General features: G+C 45.5%; 17 protein-coding genes. 5 read left to right on the top strand and 12 right to left on the bottom strand.

From position 1 onward, the window contains the following. Positions 1-53 precede the first annotated feature (53 nt). Positions 54-1,115 carry a sorbitol dehydrogenase gene (gutB, locus tag J6600_RS03175; protein WP_209387948.1) on the bottom strand — a complete coding sequence of 354 codons (1,062 nt, stop codon included), beginning with the start codon at positions 1,113-1,115 and terminating at the stop codon, positions 54-56. A gap of 206 nt (positions 1,116-1,321) precedes the next feature. Between gutB and J6600_RS03170 the strand changes: the two genes are divergently transcribed. Beyond that, positions 1,322-3,823 (top strand): tetratricopeptide repeat protein, encoded by a 2,502-nt coding sequence (locus J6600_RS03170; protein WP_209387947.1) that lies wholly within the window; start codon positions 1,322-1,324, stop codon positions 3,821-3,823. Positions 3,824-4,830: 1,007 nt separating this feature from the next. After that, entirely contained in the window at positions 4,831-5,178 is a 348-nt protein-coding gene (locus J6600_RS03165; protein WP_014417068.1) for a DUF4064 domain-containing protein, read from the top strand. A gap of 330 nt (positions 5,179-5,508) precedes the next feature. Here J6600_RS03165 and groL read toward each other — a convergent pair whose 3' ends face one another. Both groL and groES read right to left on the bottom strand, forming a co-directional pair. Then, entirely contained in the window at positions 5,509-7,143 is a 1,635-nt protein-coding gene (gene groL / locus J6600_RS03160) for a chaperonin GroEL (RefSeq protein ID WP_003155941.1), read from the bottom strand. Positions 7,144-7,184: 41 nt separating this feature from the next. Further along, complete coding sequence (groES, locus tag J6600_RS03155; protein ID WP_003155970.1) at positions 7,185-7,469, bottom strand: co-chaperone GroES; 285 nt, start codon at positions 7,467-7,469, stop codon at positions 7,185-7,187. 236 nt (positions 7,470-7,705) lie between these two features. On the opposite strand from groES, the gene J6600_RS03150 reads away from it, so the two are divergent. Further along, complete coding sequence (locus J6600_RS03150) at positions 7,706-8,440, top strand: CPBP family intramembrane glutamic endopeptidase (RefSeq protein WP_209387946.1); 735 nt, start codon at positions 7,706-7,708, stop codon at positions 8,438-8,440. After that, a complete protein-coding gene (locus tag J6600_RS03145; protein ID WP_003155975.1) occupies positions 8,437-8,628 on the top strand; it encodes a YdiK family protein in 192 nt (63 codons plus the stop codon). Before J6600_RS03150 ends, J6600_RS03145 begins: the two co-directional genes overlap by 4 nt. A gap of 38 nt (positions 8,629-8,666) precedes the next feature. Here the strand turns inward: J6600_RS03145 and tatC are convergent, their stop codons facing one another. From tatC to moaC, 4 genes are read right to left on the bottom strand one after another with little or no spacing between them, the layout of a single operon-like run. Beyond that, complete coding sequence (gene tatC / locus J6600_RS03140) at positions 8,667-9,425, bottom strand: twin-arginine translocase subunit TatC (RefSeq protein ID WP_007609791.1); 759 nt, start codon at positions 9,423-9,425, stop codon at positions 8,667-8,669. Positions 9,426-9,431: 6 nt separating this feature from the next. After that, the gene (locus tag J6600_RS03135; RefSeq protein WP_003155981.1) at positions 9,432-9,602 is read right to left on the bottom strand and encodes a twin-arginine translocase TatA/TatE family subunit; all 171 of its coding nucleotides are present in this window, start codon (positions 9,600-9,602) and stop codon (positions 9,432-9,434) included. Positions 9,603-9,620: 18 nt separating this feature from the next. After that, positions 9,621-10,268 carry a redox-sensing transcriptional repressor Rex gene (locus J6600_RS03130; RefSeq protein WP_003155984.1) on the bottom strand — a complete coding sequence of 216 codons (648 nt, stop codon included), beginning with the start codon at positions 10,266-10,268 and terminating at the stop codon, positions 9,621-9,623. Beyond that, positions 10,265-10,777: a cyclic pyranopterin monophosphate synthase MoaC gene (gene moaC / locus J6600_RS03125; protein WP_003155986.1), complete on the bottom strand. Its 513-nt coding sequence runs from the start codon at positions 10,775-10,777 to the stop codon at positions 10,265-10,267. Before moaC ends, J6600_RS03130 begins: the two co-directional genes overlap by 4 nt. A gap of 139 nt (positions 10,778-10,916) precedes the next feature. Here moaC and J6600_RS03120 point away from each other — a divergent pair, with 139 nt between their 5' ends. Continuing rightward, positions 10,917-12,845: an ABC-F family ATP-binding cassette domain-containing protein gene (locus tag J6600_RS03120; RefSeq protein WP_020953910.1), complete on the top strand. Its 1,929-nt coding sequence runs from the start codon at positions 10,917-10,919 to the stop codon at positions 12,843-12,845. A gap of 223 nt (positions 12,846-13,068) precedes the next feature. Here J6600_RS03120 and tsaD read toward each other — a convergent pair whose 3' ends face one another. From tsaD to thiL, 5 genes are read right to left on the bottom strand one after another with little or no spacing between them, the layout of a single operon-like run. Further along, positions 13,069-14,109, bottom strand: coding sequence for a tRNA (adenosine(37)-N6)-threonylcarbamoyltransferase complex transferase subunit TsaD (gene tsaD, locus J6600_RS03115; protein ID WP_206584050.1), 1,041 nt, complete (start codon positions 14,107-14,109; stop codon positions 13,069-13,071). Further along, complete coding sequence (gene rimI, locus J6600_RS03110; protein ID WP_209387945.1) at positions 14,102-14,557, bottom strand: ribosomal protein S18-alanine N-acetyltransferase; 456 nt, start codon at positions 14,555-14,557, stop codon at positions 14,102-14,104. The genes tsaD and rimI overlap by 8 nt, the downstream gene beginning before the upstream one ends. A gap of 10 nt (positions 14,558-14,567) precedes the next feature. After that, positions 14,568-15,257: a tRNA (adenosine(37)-N6)-threonylcarbamoyltransferase complex dimerization subunit type 1 TsaB gene (gene tsaB, locus J6600_RS03105; protein ID WP_007408854.1), complete on the bottom strand. Its 690-nt coding sequence runs from the start codon at positions 15,255-15,257 to the stop codon at positions 14,568-14,570. Next, the gene (gene tsaE / locus J6600_RS03100; RefSeq protein ID WP_014417064.1) at positions 15,238-15,714 is read right to left on the bottom strand and encodes a tRNA (adenosine(37)-N6)-threonylcarbamoyltransferase complex ATPase subunit type 1 TsaE; all 477 of its coding nucleotides are present in this window, start codon (positions 15,712-15,714) and stop codon (positions 15,238-15,240) included. The genes tsaB and tsaE overlap by 20 nt, the downstream gene beginning before the upstream one ends. Before the next feature lie 15 nt (positions 15,715-15,729). Further along, complete coding sequence (gene thiL / locus J6600_RS03095; protein WP_072177304.1) at positions 15,730-16,707, bottom strand: thiamine-phosphate kinase; 978 nt, start codon at positions 16,705-16,707, stop codon at positions 15,730-15,732. Positions 16,708-16,790: the final 83 nt, after the last annotated feature.

The raw sequence follows: 16,790 nt of genomic DNA, 5'->3' as shown, positions 1-16,790 counted from the left end.
CGTTTTCATTTTTGATAAGCAAGAGGGAGAATGCAAAGATCCTCCCCGTTCACTCAGCGATTTGGATACACCATCACTTTTAAGCATTCATTTTTGTATTGAAAGGCCCGTTCCACCGCCTCTTGCGTCTGCTCCAGCGGATATTGGTCCGTTATAAGGTGCTTCGTGTCCACTATGCCGGAAGCGAGAAATTCAATTCCCTTCGGATACGTATTCGCATAACGGAAGATTCCGTATATATCAATCTCGTTATCTGCAATAAACGGCACATTGAGCGGAATCTCGTTCTGAGAAGGCAAACCGACAATCGCCAGTTTTCCGCCCCGGCGCACGGAAGCCAGTGCGGATTGCAATGCCGCCGGATTCCCCGCTGTTTCCCAAGCAGCATCAACACCTCTGCCATTCGTGATCGTTGTGATTTCTTCACCGGCATCCTGTTCCCGGACATTGATGACATGCGTCGCTCCCATTTTTTTCGCAGCTTCTAACCGCAGCGGCTCCAAGTCGGTCACAATAATTGTGCCTGCCCCGTATGCTTTCGCTGCCGCAACGGCCATCAGCCCCACAGGGCCCATTCCCATGATCGCAACCGTTGAACCGGGCTGAAGCTTCGTTCTCGAGGCCGCATGAATGCCGACAGAAAACGGCTCGATCAAAGCCGCATCTTCATAGGATAGTGAATCCGGAATCGAAAAAACAAAGTCCTGGCGCATTTTGATATATTGGACAAACGCGCCGTCAACCGGCGGTGTCGCCAAAAACTGTACATGCGGGCAAAGGTTATAACGCCCCTCCTTACACGCCTCACAGCGTCCGCATGTGACACCGGGTTCGACAGCGACCCGGTCTCCTATTTTAAATTGATCGACAGACGATCCGATGGCGGCAATTTCTCCCGCGCATTCATGACCGAGGATAAATGGTTTTTCCACTACATAATTGCCTATTCTGCCATTTGTATAGTAATGCAGATCAGATCCGCAAATTCCGACAGCCATCACCTTAATCAACACTTCATCATGATTGATGTCAGGCACGGGCAATGTTTCGATTTTGATTTCTCTCGTGTTGTGCATAACCGCCGCTTTCATGTTTTGAGGCACTGTGTGAGTCATTTGGCAAAATCCTTTCTCTGCTCTGAAATGTAAGTGCATATGCATACATTTTTGTTTTCTCTATTACTGCCCCTATTTTATCTGCTTTTCCATACGTTCAACAGCCTTTCCTGCTGTATAAAAGGACAGCCGCACTGTACTTTTTATTTTTTCATATACAAAAAACACTGAATTGATAAAATAGTACTAATAGGAGGTGCAGGCTAATGGCTGAACTTGAAAACCGGACACAATTTGCAGAACTGCTGGCACCTGCCGTCAAATCGCTGAAACATCATCCTGATTACAAAATCAAAAGGACAAAGAATGTAAAAGCCGGACAGTCTTATATAGATCAAATCGCACTCCGATTAGGCGTTTCCTCTAACACGATCAAAAGCTGGATCGGACAGATGGGCGCAAACTACATTCCCGGACGAATTGACGACGGAAAGCTGTTCGGCATGATCTGGATCATTATAGAAAAGACTGACATGGATCCTGAATGGCTGACCGGCCTTCTGGAAACCACCACCATTCCCGTCATCAAACCCGCATTGCCCGTTTGGACGGCGTCTTGTCTAAAAAAAGCAAAAATACTCCGGAAAGACGGATCATTCGGAGCGCCGAGTGATGAAGATATTGAAAAAGCAGTAAAGCGGCTGTTTCATGACAGACCAAGCCACGAAACGAATGCGCTTACAAGAAAGTCCGTTACGCATAACTTACCGTCACGCCGGACCGGGAACTTTATCGGACGCGGCTTTGATATGGAAGCAATCCGGCAATGGATGCTGTCTCCGTCACCGGTCTGTTTAATCACGGGCTGGGCCGGCATGGGAAAAACAACAATCGCTCTTGAAGCAGCCTACCTTTGTGCCGGCAGTTCACCAGATTGGCCGGCATTCAACAGCATCATCTGGATCAGTGCGGATTGGAAAGGATTGAGCTTCAGCGATTTTTTAAACACGATCGCCTATCAGCTCGGACGCACAGAACAAATCGACAAATCAATCAACGAAAAACGGTTCGTCGTCCGCAATGCATTAGCCGCTCATTCAAACGAAAAACCAGTATTGCTGATCGTTGACAGCATTGATACAGCGGAACGTGACATTCACGAATTTATCATCGGCCTTCCGCAAGGCGTAAAAGTCCTCCTTACGGCACGGGAAAACGTAAAACAGACATACCGGGACGGCCTCGGGGAACTGGCGGCCATCCAGCTGAGCGGCCTTGAACAAACGGATGCCCTTGAATTTTTCCATCAAGAAGTGCACCGCTGTCTGCAAACATGCAACCTCCCGCATAAACGGGAAAAGCTGGAGCAGCTGCTGCGGCTATCGCCTGACCTTAAGAATGAATTCATCTCGGCAGCCGCCGGCAATCCGAAGGCGATGGCACTCAGCATCGCTTACATGTCAGACGACGACATCCCCGCTCCCCAGCTCATACAAGAGCTTAAACAAGCAGGTTACTCATTATTGGAATTGTTTGAGGTTCTCTTTGGCCGCACATGGGACAGATGTCATGATGACACACGAAAACTATGGCAGACGCTTTGCTTTTTCGCTAAGCCCCCTGATGAAAAAAGCTTGGCTCAAGCGGCCGGATTAGACGTCCGGCGGTTTCATTACGCGATTGAGCAAATGCGGTCATATGCTTTAATACAGCCGGAACGAGGCGAAGGAAGAATTCAATACGCTGCCCATCAAACCGTTGTCGCTTACGGAGAACAGCACTTATCCGAAAATCACGAATTTGAAAAAGAAGCCCGCAGCCGCTGGGCGCATTATTATATTGATTATGCGGAAACCCATATAAAGCGGGAACAGCCCAATTCTGTCTATTGGAGCTACTTGCTGGGACGGAATTTAGAGCAAATGAAAAAGGAATGGCCGAACATCCTAAAGGTCATCGAATGGTCGAGCGAAAACGGACAACATGACATCCTGATCAAACTCATCATCCGTATCAGCCACTTTCTAAGCAGAATCAACCTGCCCCTGCGAATCGAATACGGATTAAAAGCCGCCGATGCCGCCCATCAATCAGGCGAACACACGCGGGAAGCTTACTTTCGGATCGACACGGCAGGCTGGGCGCTGATGGAAGTCAACGATTCAGACGGAGCTCTCAGGCAAATAGAAGCCGGCCTGAAGATACTCGAACAATCAGGCGCGCCGGATCACGACGACTTGAAAGTATGGGGAACCGCCCTGCAATCGAGGCTGCTGTTAAAAACCGGAGAACCGGACAAAGCGGCAGCAATGCTGGACGGCATCAAAGATCAGCCCGTCTCGCCCATTATCCGGCACAGGGTTCTTCTGGTCCGCGGCGACCTGAGTTTCGCCCGCTCTCACTACGAAGAAGCCATCACATTATACGAAGCGGCAAACACAACCAGCGCCGCATACGGCGGCGAAAAAACAATAGAAGCCTATTTCAACCTGGGCATGGCTTACGTGAAGTGTGATCAGCTCAAAAAAGCGGAAAAAGCCTTTGAACAAATGCTCTATGACAAACACAACGCCAATCAAGTTGAACTGATCTACTATTATTACGGGATGGCGCAGCTGTTGTATCGTAAAGGAGAAAATAAGAAAGCGATGGAATCGAATCAGAAGGCAATTCGTCTGATTGATTCGTGGGAGCCTGGGATTGGGATTCGGGGTGAGGTTGAGCAGCTGAGAATGGTGCTTGAAGGAAATGGTGAAGTCACATTGTAGTTAGGAAAGTGTGAATTCCATCTAAGATAAACCCCTCACACCTTATTTATAAATAAATCAGGCCTTATCAGTTGAGTTAACTGATAAGGTCTTTTTTGCTAGAATGCATGAGCAATTCAGATGAAATCAAATATCCACCCTTGATATAACAAGGGTTTTTGCTGTTTATTTGCATTATTCCTCCTAACATCATGAAAAATTAGTTTTTAATAAATATTTTTGAATCAATGTTTAGCAGTGATGGGATACCAAATCTGTCAAAATGATAAAACCAGTACTAGGGCTACACTAGAACTTAATAGGATGTCAAACTGTATGTGGCCTTTAATGTTTAAAGCTAGCAGTAAGTTGAATGATTTCCAACTTTGATATTTCAAGTGATATTTTATAGCTTATTCTCTTCCGCTAAGAATTTTTTAGAAAAAGTGGTAATTTCCCCTTGAAATTTAATTGATTATAGTCGATTATATATAGGTATTATATTATATAAACTGGGGGTTTTAGGTGAAGAAGTAACTCTTTTTATTCATGTCTTTAGTACTATCATTAGTTTTTAGCGGCTTGTAGTAGCTCGACAAATGATGTCTCACAGGGATAGTGATTCAAAAAATAAAAAAGCTTGAAAGACTAAAGATGACTGTTCTAAAAAAGTCGTTGCAATATGCTGAAGCACTGGGCATGAGTTAATCTGGGCGATATAAAGATCATGAGAGACAAGATAAACGTCGTAATAAACATCAAAAATACAACTGACAAAAACCTGACCTTTTATTCTGACCAAAGAATGTCGTTATTGGCAATTAGCTGCAAACATGTTCTTAACTGATGGAGAAGTCCAAGGCGGAATAAAACAAAAAGGCGTATTTGAATTCTCTGCTCCAGATGAAAAAATAATGTTGATAAAGTCAAAGAAATGAAATTAAACCTTGGAGATGTTGTCACATAGACTTCATGAAAAATAAAGCTGTATCAATTACAGTACCAGTTAAGTAAGGGAGAGTTTAACAATGAAAAGAACAACTGAATTTGTTTTAGGATTATTGGGTGGAATTTTTGGTTTTATTGGGGCGATCATGGCATTGATTATTGGTGGACTTGATGCCTCTTTTAATTCAAGCGGTACAAGCGAAATCATTGGTTTAGGCTGGGGAGCTGTTGTCCTATCAATTTTGGGTATTGTCGCTTCAGTAGTAGTTAAGAAGAAACCTAAAGTCGGAGGAGTATTGCTTCTTATCTCAGGAATTGGCGGAGTAATTTGTATATCAATGTTCTATTTACTGCCTGCTGTTCTTCTTATTATTCCAGGGATCATGGGACTTGTCAGAAAAGATAAAACGACAACAACAGCAGCTTAAAGAAAGGCCCTTAGCAGGGCCTTTCTTTTTTAGCCAATAAAAAGTAAAAGTTCTCGATATGTTAAATTTATACACATTTTAAAAATCCACCATTGTCAGAATTATATAAGCAAATTGCAGATTTACTTGCCGTAATGTAAAAGCATAACAATACTAAAAGTTTATCCTTCAAAATGAAAGAGGATGCTTCGCAAAAGTCCATTAGACTTTCGGAAACATCCTCAATTTCAGAATTTCATGAAGAAATGTTATCAAAATGTTATTTTTTTGAGCATTTCAGATGATATCAACGGTCAAACCCTTGGTATATCAAAGGTTTTCTCCGTTTGATTACATCATTCCGCCCATACCGCCCATGCCGCCCATGTCAGGCATTCCTGCGCCGCCGGCGTTTTCTTCCGGTTTGTCAGCGACAACGGCTTCAGTTGTTAAGAGCATTGCTGCTACAGAAGCTGCGTTTTGCAGAGCAGAACGTGTAACTTTTGTCGGGTCAACGATACCTTTTTCGATCATGTTTACCCATTCGCCGGTTGCAGCGTTGAAGCCTACGCCGATTTTTTCGTTTTTCAGGCGCTCAACGATGACAGATCCTTCAAGACCTGCATTGTGCGCGATTTGACGGATCGGCTCTTCAAGCGCGCGAAGCACGATGTTGATACCTGTTTGCGCATCGCCTTCAGCTTCCACTGCAGCGACTTTGTTGTATACGTTGACAAGCGCTGTACCACCGCCGGATACGATGCCTTCTTCAACAGCTGCGCGAGTTGAGTTGAGGGCGTCTTCAATGCGAAGTTTACGCTCTTTCAGCTCAGTTTCAGTCGCAGCGCCGACTTTGATGACAGCTACGCCGCCGGCAAGTTTCGCAAGACGCTCTTGTAATTTTTCTCTGTCGAATTCAGAAGTTGTTTCTTCCACTTGAGCGCGGATTTGGTTGACGCGTGCAGCGATTTTTTCAGTATCGCCGGCGCCTTCTACGATTGTTGTGTTTTCTTTCGTTACCACAACTTTAGAAGCGCGTCCCAATTGTCCTATTTCAGTAGATTTCAGGTCAAGGCCTAAGTCTTCTGTGATTACTTCTCCGCCTGTAAGAACAGAGATGTCTTCAAGCATTGCTTTACGGCGGTCACCGAAGCCAGGAGCTTTAACGGCAACAGCGTTGAATGTGCCGCGAAGTTTGTTGACAACGAGTGTAGCAAGAGCTTCCCCTTCAACATCTTCAGCGATCAGAAGCAATGGTTTGCCTTGCTGTACAACTTGCTCAAGCACAGGAAGGATTTCTTGAATGTTTGTGATTTTTTTGTCTGTGATTAAGATGTAAGGATTGTCAAGAACCGCTTCCATCTTATCAGAGTCAGTCACCATGTAAGGAGACGCATATCCGCGGTCGAATTGCATACCTTCCACAACTTCAAGCTCAGTTGTGAAACCTTTAGACTCTTCGATTGTGATGACGCCGTCGTTTCCTACGCGTTCCATTGCTTCAGCGATAAGGCTTCCGACTTCCTCATCAGCAGCAGAGATCGCAGCAACCTGAGCAATAGACTCTTTGCCTTCGATCGGCTTAGAAATTTCTTTTAAGTTTTCGATTGCTACAGTCACGGCTTGTTCCATACCTTTACGCACGCCGACAGGGTTAGCCCCCGCAGTTACGTTTTTAAGGCCTTCGCGGATCATAGCCTGCGCAAGTACAGTCGCAGTCGTCGTACCGTCACCGGCAACGTCGTTTGTTTTGCTGGCTACTTCAGCTACAAGCTTCGCACCCATGTTTTCAAACGCATCTTCAAGTTCAATTTCTTTTGCGATTGTCACACCGTCATTTGTAATTAACGGAGAACCGAATTTTTTCTCCAGAACCACGTTGCGTCCTTTTGGCCCTAAAGTTACTTTTACAGCGTCAGCAAGCGCATCGACACCGCGAAGCATAGCGCGGCGTGCTTCTTCACTAAACTTAATATCTTTTGCCATGTTAACGAAACCTCCTCGAATTTTTAAAAATATTTATTTGCTTAGCCGATAACAGCTAAAATGTCGCTTTCACGTAAGATTAAGTATTCAGTACCTTCATATTTCACTTCAGTACCGGCGTATTTTGAGAAGATAATGCGGTCGCCCTCTTTTACTTCTAAAGCAACGCGCTCTCCGCTTTCCAACACGCGACCTGAACCGGCTGCCACGATTTTGCCTTCTTGCGGCTTTTCTTTTGCAGAATCCGGTAATACGATTCCGCTGGCAGTTTTTTCTTCAGATTCTACGAGTTCAATGACAACGCGATCACCTAATGGCTTTAACAATGTAATAACCTCCTCAATAGTATGAATATGTAATTTTAGCACTCAGCTCTAAAGAGTGCTAACACAGTTATTATAATAAAGAATCTCACTTCCAATTTCAAGTCATAAGAATAAAAAATTTTCACGCTTACATGATTCTCTCTCACACTGATTTTCTCCTTTTTTCACGTCAAGTTCACTTGTGTTACAATAAGAACAAATAAGTTGATTTTATAGGATAAAGGAGTACATATCATTTGAGAAAACAGTATTGGTATATCATTTTGACATATGTTATCATGCAGCTTTCCGTATTGGTCGGCATTCCTTTAATGTACAAATTCGGCTATGCGGGCGGGCACCCTACGAATGCGAATCTCACCATGGCTCAGGGGATTTATTCCGTCGTAAGCTTTTTTATCTGCCTGATTATCGTTCTCTTGATTTTGAGAACCGCGCCGAAGCAGACATTAAGAAATGGGAAGAAAGCATCCGCCGGCATGTCCGTTCTCTGGGCGGTCGCGGGAATATGGCTCGCTTTATTTTCTCAGGGAATCGCCGGGATGATTGAGCAGTATGTCTTTCATGTGGGCAGCGGTTCCGAAAACACGAAAGCCATTCTCAACATTATTAAAGCCATGCCGCTCATGATTATCGTTTCTTCTATCGTCGGGCCGATTCTTGAAGAAATCATTTTCCGGAAGATCATCTTCGGTGTATTATATGAAAAAACGAATTTCTTTATCGCCGGACTGATCAGTTCCGTCATTTTCGGCATTGTGCATCAAGACCTCACGCACCTGCTGCTGTATACGGCCATGGGCTTTACCTTTGCGTTCTTGTATGTGCAGACGAAACGGATTATTGTGCCGATATTCGCCCATGTCATGATGAATACCATTGTCGTGGTCATGCAGCTCGGCCCCGCCCAAAAATATATTGAACAGCATAGTGAGCAAATGCAATTAATTATTGGAGGATTGTTTGTATGAGGAACCCAATGACTTGGGGATTGATTTATTTCGCAGTCGGCTGTATCTTTACGTATTTGGCCGCAAGCTCTCCGGGAAGCATGTGGTCTTTTTATTCCATACTGCTGATGGTTTTCGCCGCTTATAATATCAGCATCTCGTTTAAAATGTTCGCCTTCTCATTTAAAGTGAAAAAAAATCAAAAATAAAAGAAAAGCCATTTCTCATCATGGAGAAATGGCTTTTTTTATGCTGATACGTCCTGGTCAGATTCACTGCCGGTCTGCCTTTTCCGGTACGCCGCTTTTGAGATCAGAATGCTGATCTCGTATAAAATGCAAAGCGGAATGGTAATCATCAAGTGAGACAGCAGCTCAGGCGGCGCAATCATCGCGGCGATCACAAGCAGCACAAAATACGCATACTTCCTGATCTTCGATAAAAACCTCGGCGTGATAACACCGAGTCTCGTTAAAAACATGATCAGCACCGGCATCTGAAACAGCAGTCCGAACGGAATCGTCAGCTGCAGCAGAAAATGAAAGTACTCGGTGATCCCGATCACCTGGTTGACATCCAGGTCATTCGAAACCCGCTTCATAAAATCAACGACCAGCGGAAATAGAATATAATAAGAAAACGACACACCGCCGACAAACAGCACGATCGAAATCGGAATATAGCTGAGTGTTACTTTGCGCTCCTTCTCATACAGACCCGGGCTGACAAACGCCCAAATCTGATAGAGAATAATCGGCGAAGTCAAAATGATGCCGATAATAAACGCGAACTGCAAAAAGATAAACAGCGGATCCGTCAGGTTAAAAGCATTAAGGGTGAGCTCTTTTACTTCATCGGCTTTTTGAAGATACACAATGATAGGTTTTGCCAGAAAAAAGCCGGCAATAAAGAAAACCGTAAAGGATAACGCCACAATCAGCAATCGTTTCCGAAGTTCGGCAATATGCTCCACAAGCGTCATTTGATTCACTCTCATACGCGTCATCCTATCTTACTGTTCTTCTTTCTTTTTTTCCTCTTCTTCACCGGCTAATCCCTTAGTAGCATTCTTAAATTCACGAAGCGTGTCTCCCGCCGCTTTTCCTAATTCGGGAAGCTTCTTCGGACCGAAAATAATCACCGCCACCACACCGATAACCGCCAGGCTTCCAGGACCGATCATGTGCAGCTCCTCCTTTCGCTATTCAATTTCTTCCAAAACAGAATAATGCTTTAAGAAATAAACCAATGATTGAAGTTCTACAGCTAAATCTATATGATGAATTCGAATGTGATCCGGCACATTCAAACGGGCCGGCGTAAAGTTAAGGATTCCCTTGATTCCGAGCGACACGAGCCGGTCGGTGATTGACTGCGCGGCAACCGCCGGAACGGTAAGAATCGCCACGGGTTCATCCTTAATGTGAAGCTCTAAATCATTAAGATCAAAGACAGGCACACCGCCTACCTCAGTTCCTATTTTACTCTGATTCACATCAAAAGCCATAGATATTTTGGTGTTATTATTTTTTGTGAAATTATAGTGAAGAAACGCCGTCCCTAAATTCCCGACACCGATCAAAATGACATTCGTCGTTTCATCCTGATCCAGTGTTTTTCTGAAAAATGACAGCAGGTAATCCACATTATAGCCGTATCCTTTTTTGCCGAGCGCCCCGAAATAGGAAAAATCCCGGCGGATCGTGGCCGAATCGACTTTTACCGCGTCGCTCAGTTCAGCTGATGAAACGCGCTGCTTTCCTGACGCGTGTAAATTCTTTAAAAAGCGATAATAAAGCGGCAGCCGTTTTGCCGTCGCCTGTGGAATTTTTGATTGATCCTTGTTCATGATTGGTCCTCCACTTTATACTCAGATGCATCTCTTTTAAAATCACCGTTTTTGCCTCCTGTTTTTTCCATGAGGCAGGTCGGGCCGATGACCATTCCTTTATCCAGCGCCTTGCACATGTCATAAACGGTCAAAGCGCAGACTGAAGCGGAAGTTAGCGCTTCCATTTCCACACCTGTACTCCCTTTCGTTTTTACGCTTGCCTGTATATGAAGAACGGCTTCTGAATCCTTTTCCTCCCAGCCGAATGAAATGTCGACGCTGCTTAAAGAAAGCGGGTGGCACATCGGGATAATCGCTGACGTCTGCTTTGCGGCCATAATTCCTGCCACCTGTGCGACAGCCAGCACGTCTCCTTTTCCGATCTCGCGGTTTTTGATTCTGCTGTACACGTCATGCTTCATGTGTACGCTGGATATCGCAGCGGCAGTACGAACTGTTGAAGATTTATCGCTTATATCCACCATGCGGGCACGGCCTTCTTCATTAAAATGAGAAAATCCATTCATATTTAAACTCTCCTTACTTCTGATCATACACTATTTTCTCCCTGATGTCTTATCCTATAATGTTCCAATTCTGATGTATTGTTTGCTGACAGCAGGTTGATAAGCTACACTTAACTTATTATAACAGAGGTGAAATAATATGATGATCTTACAAATTAATCAGCTATCCAAATCTTTTGGCGCTGATCCTATTTTAAACAATATAAAGCTTGAAGTCAGATCTCGGGATCGCATCGCCATAGTAGGCAGAAACGGAGCCGGCAAATCAACTCTCCTTAAAATTATCGCAGGTCACCTTTCATATGAAAAGGGTGAATTAATCAAACCGAAAGAATTAACGATGGGATATCTTGCCCAGCACACAGGCTTGGAATCCCAGCTTACCATAAAAGAAGAACTGCTGAGCGTTTTTGATTTCCTGAAAGCAATGGAAAAAGAGATGCGCTCTATTGAAGAAAAGATGGCCACGGCCGCCCCGGCGGAGCTTGAGACGCTGATGAAAACCTATGACAGGCTTCAGCAGGATTTCAAGGATAAAGGCGGCTATCAATATGAAGCGGACGTCCGCTCTATCCTTCACGGCCTCGGCTTCGGAAAATTTGACGATTCCGTGAAAGTGCAAAGCCTGAGCGGCGGTCAGAAAACAAGACTTGCGCTCGGAAAGCTGCTGCTGACCCAGCCTGATCTGCTTATTCTGGATGAACCGACGAACCATCTCGACATCGATACGCTTACATGGCTTGAGCATTATTTACAGGGATATTCAGGCGCCATTCTGATCGTTTCCCACGACAGATACTTTCTTGATAAAGTCGTCAGCCAAGTGTACGAGGTCTCACGGACAGAAAGCAAAAAATACCTCGGCAACTACAGCGCCTATTTAGAACAAAAAGCTGAGCAGTATGAGAAAGACCTGAAGCTGTATGAAAAACAGCAGGACGAAATCGCCAAGCTTCAAGATTTTGTCGACCGCAATCTGGCCAGAGCTTCTACAACGAAAAGAGCCCAAAGCAGACGAAAACAGCTTGAACGGATGGACGTCATGGCAAAGCCGCTCGGGGATGAAAAATCAGCCGCCTTCCGTTTTGACATTACAAAACAGAGCGGAAACGACGTCCTGCGCGTACAGGATGTTTCCATCAGCTATGACGGCCAGCCTCCGCTCTTGAAAAACCTGACCTTCGGCATTACAAGAGGCGAAAGCGCCGCCCTCGTCGGACCGAACGGAATCGGCAAATCAACTTTGCTGAAAACCATTATGAATACAATCAGTCCGGAATCCGGGTCGATCACGTACGGTTCCAACGTCACAATCGGCTATTATGATCAGGAGCAGGCTGAACTGACCTCGTCCAAACGCGTGCTGGACGAGCTGTGGGATGAATATCCGGACATGCCGGAAAAAGAGATCAGGACATGCCTCGGCAACTTTCTGTTCAGCGGAGACGATGTCCTGAAACCGGTCCGTTCGTTAAGCGGCGGGGAGAAAGCAAGAGTCGCGCTTGCCAAGCTGATGCTTCAAAAAGCAAACTTTCTCATCCTAGATGAACCGACAAACCACCTTGACCTGGACAGTAAAGAGGTGCTGGAAAACGCCCTGATCGACTACCCGGGAACACTGTTATTTGTCTCGCATGACCGTTACTTTATTAACAGAATCGCCACAAGAGTGCTGGAGCTGTCACCTGATCATGCAGAAGAATATTTGGGAGACTATGACTATTACACCGAGAAAAAAGCCCAGCAGCTGGAACTGGAAGAAATGAAGCGGCAGGAAAAGGAGCAGGCTCAGCCTGCCGGCAAGGTCAAACAGGATACGAAAAGAACTTACGAGGAAGAAAAAGAATGGAAGAAGAAAGAACGGCAGCGCCTGAGACGCATTGAAGAAATCGAAGCGGCCGTCTCATCCGCCGAAGAGAAAATCAGCGCCAATGAGGAGCTGCTGTGCGATCCTGACGTGTATCAGGATCATGAAAAGGTACAGACCATTCACGCGGAGAATGAAGCTCTGAATCAAGAGCTCGAAAACTTATTAGCAGAATGGGAGGAACTCTCCTCAGAAGAATAGAAAACGTCAAGCACCTCTTTAAGGGGTGCTTTTTTATCCACAGCTATCCTCCTTGTCAGCCATGTAAGTAAGCGTTTTATACACACTATCCACAAAATTTTCTGACTTTATCCACTTTACTAACAACTTACAGCCCCTTATCCAGCCTGGATTTCTGAATATATTCACAATCCTGTGGATATGTTAGAATTATCTGTTAATAAGTAAAAAAAAGCCTCACGTTTTACAACGTGAGACGATCAAAAGATGTTAATTCCAAACCGGGCTGTCCGTTCATATCATATGAACCCCGGATCCCCTTTTCAAAAGCAACGGTTCCGGCAGCCGCAATCATCGCTGCATTGTCCGTGCATAAAGAAAGCGGCGGGATGACAAGCTCGGGATCTCCCGAATGACTGAATTCCTGCTGCAGTGCGGCTCTCAGCCCTTTGTTAGCGGCTACGCCCCCTGCCAGCAGCACTTGTTTAACCCCGTATTGTTTCGCGGCCTTTGAGGTTTTTGCCGTCAGTACATCAATGACACTCTGCTGAAAGCTTGCGGCAAGATCCTCCGGAGGAATCACCTCATTTTTTTGCGAGGCGTTATGAAGCGTGTTAATCACGGCTGATTTTAGGCCGCTGAAGCTGAAATTGTAAGACCCTTCTTCCAGCCATGCACGCGGAAGCGGAATGGAATCCGTTCCCACGGCAGCCAGCTTATCAATCTGCGGCCCTCCCGGATAAGGAAGCCCCATCGTTCTTGCCACTTTGTCGTAAGCTTCGCCTGCGGCATCATCCAGCGTTTCACCGATAACCTCAAATGAACCGTGCTCTTTCATATAAACCAATTCCGTATGTCCGCCTGACACAACCAAAGCAAGCGCCGGGAACTGAAGCTCTCCTATCAGCCTGTTTGCATAAATATGACCCGCAATGTGATGGACACCGACTAGCGGTATTTGATGGGCAAAGCTTAACGCCTTTGCCGCATTGACTCCGATTAACAGGGCTCCGACAAGTCCGGGTCCTTCCGTTACGGCAATCGCATCAAGATCATCAAAGCCCATCTCCGCTTTTGAGAGAGCTTCCTCAATCACAAGGGTAATCTGCTCCACATGATGTCTGGACGCTATTTCAGGCACGACCCCGCCGAAACGTTTATGGCTTTCAATTTGAGAAGCGACGACGTTTGAAATAATTTCATTCCCGTTTTTTACGACTGAGGCCGCTGTCTCATCACAGCTTGTTTCGATTCCTAATACATAAATATCTTGTTTTTCACTCATGTAATGTCACCCACATTAATAACGCATCTTCCCCGTTATCTGTATAGTATTGTTTTCTGATTCCTCCGGCCTGAAGACCTAATTTTTTATATAAGGATTGGGCGGGATGATTTGAGACCCTGACTTCGAGAGAGAGCCTTCTTGCCTTTTTTTCTCTGCACAATTCTATCGCAGAGCGAAACAGCGCTTCTCCCAATGATTGGCCCCGATATTCCGGCTTAATGGCTATGTTCGTAATCTGCGCGTCATCTATAATAATCCAGATTCCGCAATACCCCGCCAGACAGCCGTCCTTTTCAATGACAAGGTAGTGGGCATACGGATTTTCCAAAAGCTCATGATAAAATGAATCCTTCGTCCACGGAGAAGTAAAGGATGCTGTTTCAATTTCATAAATTTGATCAATATCTTCCGGCCGCATGCTTCGAATCGCCGTTTTCGTTTTCATCCCTATCACCCTATTTTTGAGATTCCATCCATTTCGCTTCAGCCTCTGCCAGACGCAAATAATCCGGAACAAGGCTGTGTACATCCGCTTCTTCTTTTTCCAAGCCTAAAAACGCCAGCTCTGACGGCCGCGGATTATGCTGTGCAGCCGTTCCTATCACTGCTTGTGATGTCAGCTCATGCAGAATGGTTTCTTCATGAATGGCTGTATCGTGCCCTAAAAATAAAACCGGAGACGCTTTTTCTTTCAGCATGCCGAGCCAATCAGTCAAAAGGACATTCTGATCAGGAAGAACGGATTGTAATCGGCCGTCCTGATATTCATAAAGTCCCGTATATACCTGTCCGCGCCGGGCATCAAATAACGGGCAGATCAGTCCTTGAAAGTGCCGTCCGTTAGCCGCCAGCACCTCCAGACTCGAGACAGCGGAAACCGGAAGCTTCAGCGACCATGCCAATGTTTTTGCCAGCGTCACACCGATTCTGACACCTGTATACGATCCCGGTCCTTTTGCCACCGCTATTTTTGTAAGATCCTGCGGTGTTAGGCCGCAATCCTTCAGCAATGAATTGACAGCAGGCATGGCCCGCACGGAATGATTCTTTTTTAAATATGTAATATACTCCGCCATCACCGTTTTGTCACGAACGAGCGCGGCACCCAGCGTGTAATTTGACGTATCAATTGCCAGTATTGTCATGTTTATTTATCTCCTCACAAAGCGTTTCATACCGTGTTCCGCAAGCCGTAAAGGTAATGTCCCTTGCCTCATCACCGGCTCTCTTGATGACGATCTGCAGCCGTTCAGCAGGCAGCTGATCCTGAATTAAATGAGCCCATTCAATTAAACAGACGCCTTGTCCCTCAAAATATTCTTCAAGCCCTAAGTCTTCGCTTTCATCCTCCATACGATACACATCCATATGATATAGAGGAAGCGAACCGTCATGGTATTCTTTTATAATTGTAAAAGTCGGGCTGTTTACCACTCTCGTGATTCCCAGTCCTTCGGCAAAACCCTTTGTAAAAGTCGTTTTTCCCGCGCCTAAGTCGCCTTCCAGTGTCAAAATGTCTCCCGGCTTTGCCAAAGAAGCGGCAAGCTTGGCTACGGCTTTCGTTTCTTCGGGGTTTTTCGTTCTCCATTGTAATGTCTTCAAAGTGAGTCACCCGTCTTATTTAAAATGATTGTATCCTTTTTTCTCAAGGACGATTTGTCTCTGATCATTGGCTGTCAAAAGAACACATGCTTCCTTCCGTTCAGACACCGCTCCTATCTTCGCAATCGGAATGCCCGATTGAGTGCAGTAATCAAGCAAAGAAATCCACTCTTGCTGAGAAACCGTTCCAACCAATTCAAAATCTTCACCGCCGAATAACACCCATTTCTTCCACTCAGAATCTGCCTCAGGCAAATCCGGATGCACCGGCAGAAGTTGTTCTTCAATTTCTATCGTAACTGAACTTGCCGCAGCTATTTCATGCAGCTCACTGGCCAATCCGTCACTGATATCATTCAGAGCCGCGCGCTGAAGCTGAGAGCAGAAGCGGCCGACCTGAACTCTCGGAACGGGCCGTTTATGTTTGCGGATAAAATAATCACTCGTATGAAAAGCAGAAGGGAGTGTTTCTCCCAACAAAAGAGACAGTCCTGCTGCGGAAGAGCCGATATCCCCCGTAACAAACACAACATCCCCGGGTCTTGCCGAGCTTCGCAGACAAGCGCAATCCTTCTCAACTTCTCCGATGACAGTAACGGTAATTACGGCTTGACCGGAAGCGGAGACGGTATCTCCCCCGATCAAATCCATTTGATATAGTTTCGCCAGTTCCGCCATTCCTTCATACATTGCCTGGACGTCAGCTTTCTGCCAGCAAGAAGGAACCGCTAGAGACACCAAATAAAACTTCGGAATGCCTCCCATCGCCGCCACGTCACTAATGTTAACAGCAAGCGCCTTATAACCGATATCATGAGGAGAGGAATACTCTAATTTAAAATGGACATTCTCCACCATTGTATCAAGGCAGACAATTTGCTGCATATGGGGTGACGCTGTATAAACCGCACCATCATCACCGATCCCTACATCGACGGAAGGATGATAATGCGAATGCGGCGTAATACTGTGAATCAAATCAAACTCATCCATATATCTCCCGTCTCCCTTTCTGACGCTCTTGTGAAATACAGCTCTTTCTAGTGTATCGGATTATGTTTCAATATCCAAGACTT

This window comes from Bacillus sp. LJBV19 (assembly GCF_017797845.1).
GTDB classification, from domain to species: domain Bacteria; phylum Bacillota; class Bacilli; order Bacillales; family Bacillaceae; genus Bacillus; species Bacillus velezensis.
Note: the sequence above shows the minus strand (reverse complement) of the source record. Positions and strands in the feature narration are given on the sequence as shown.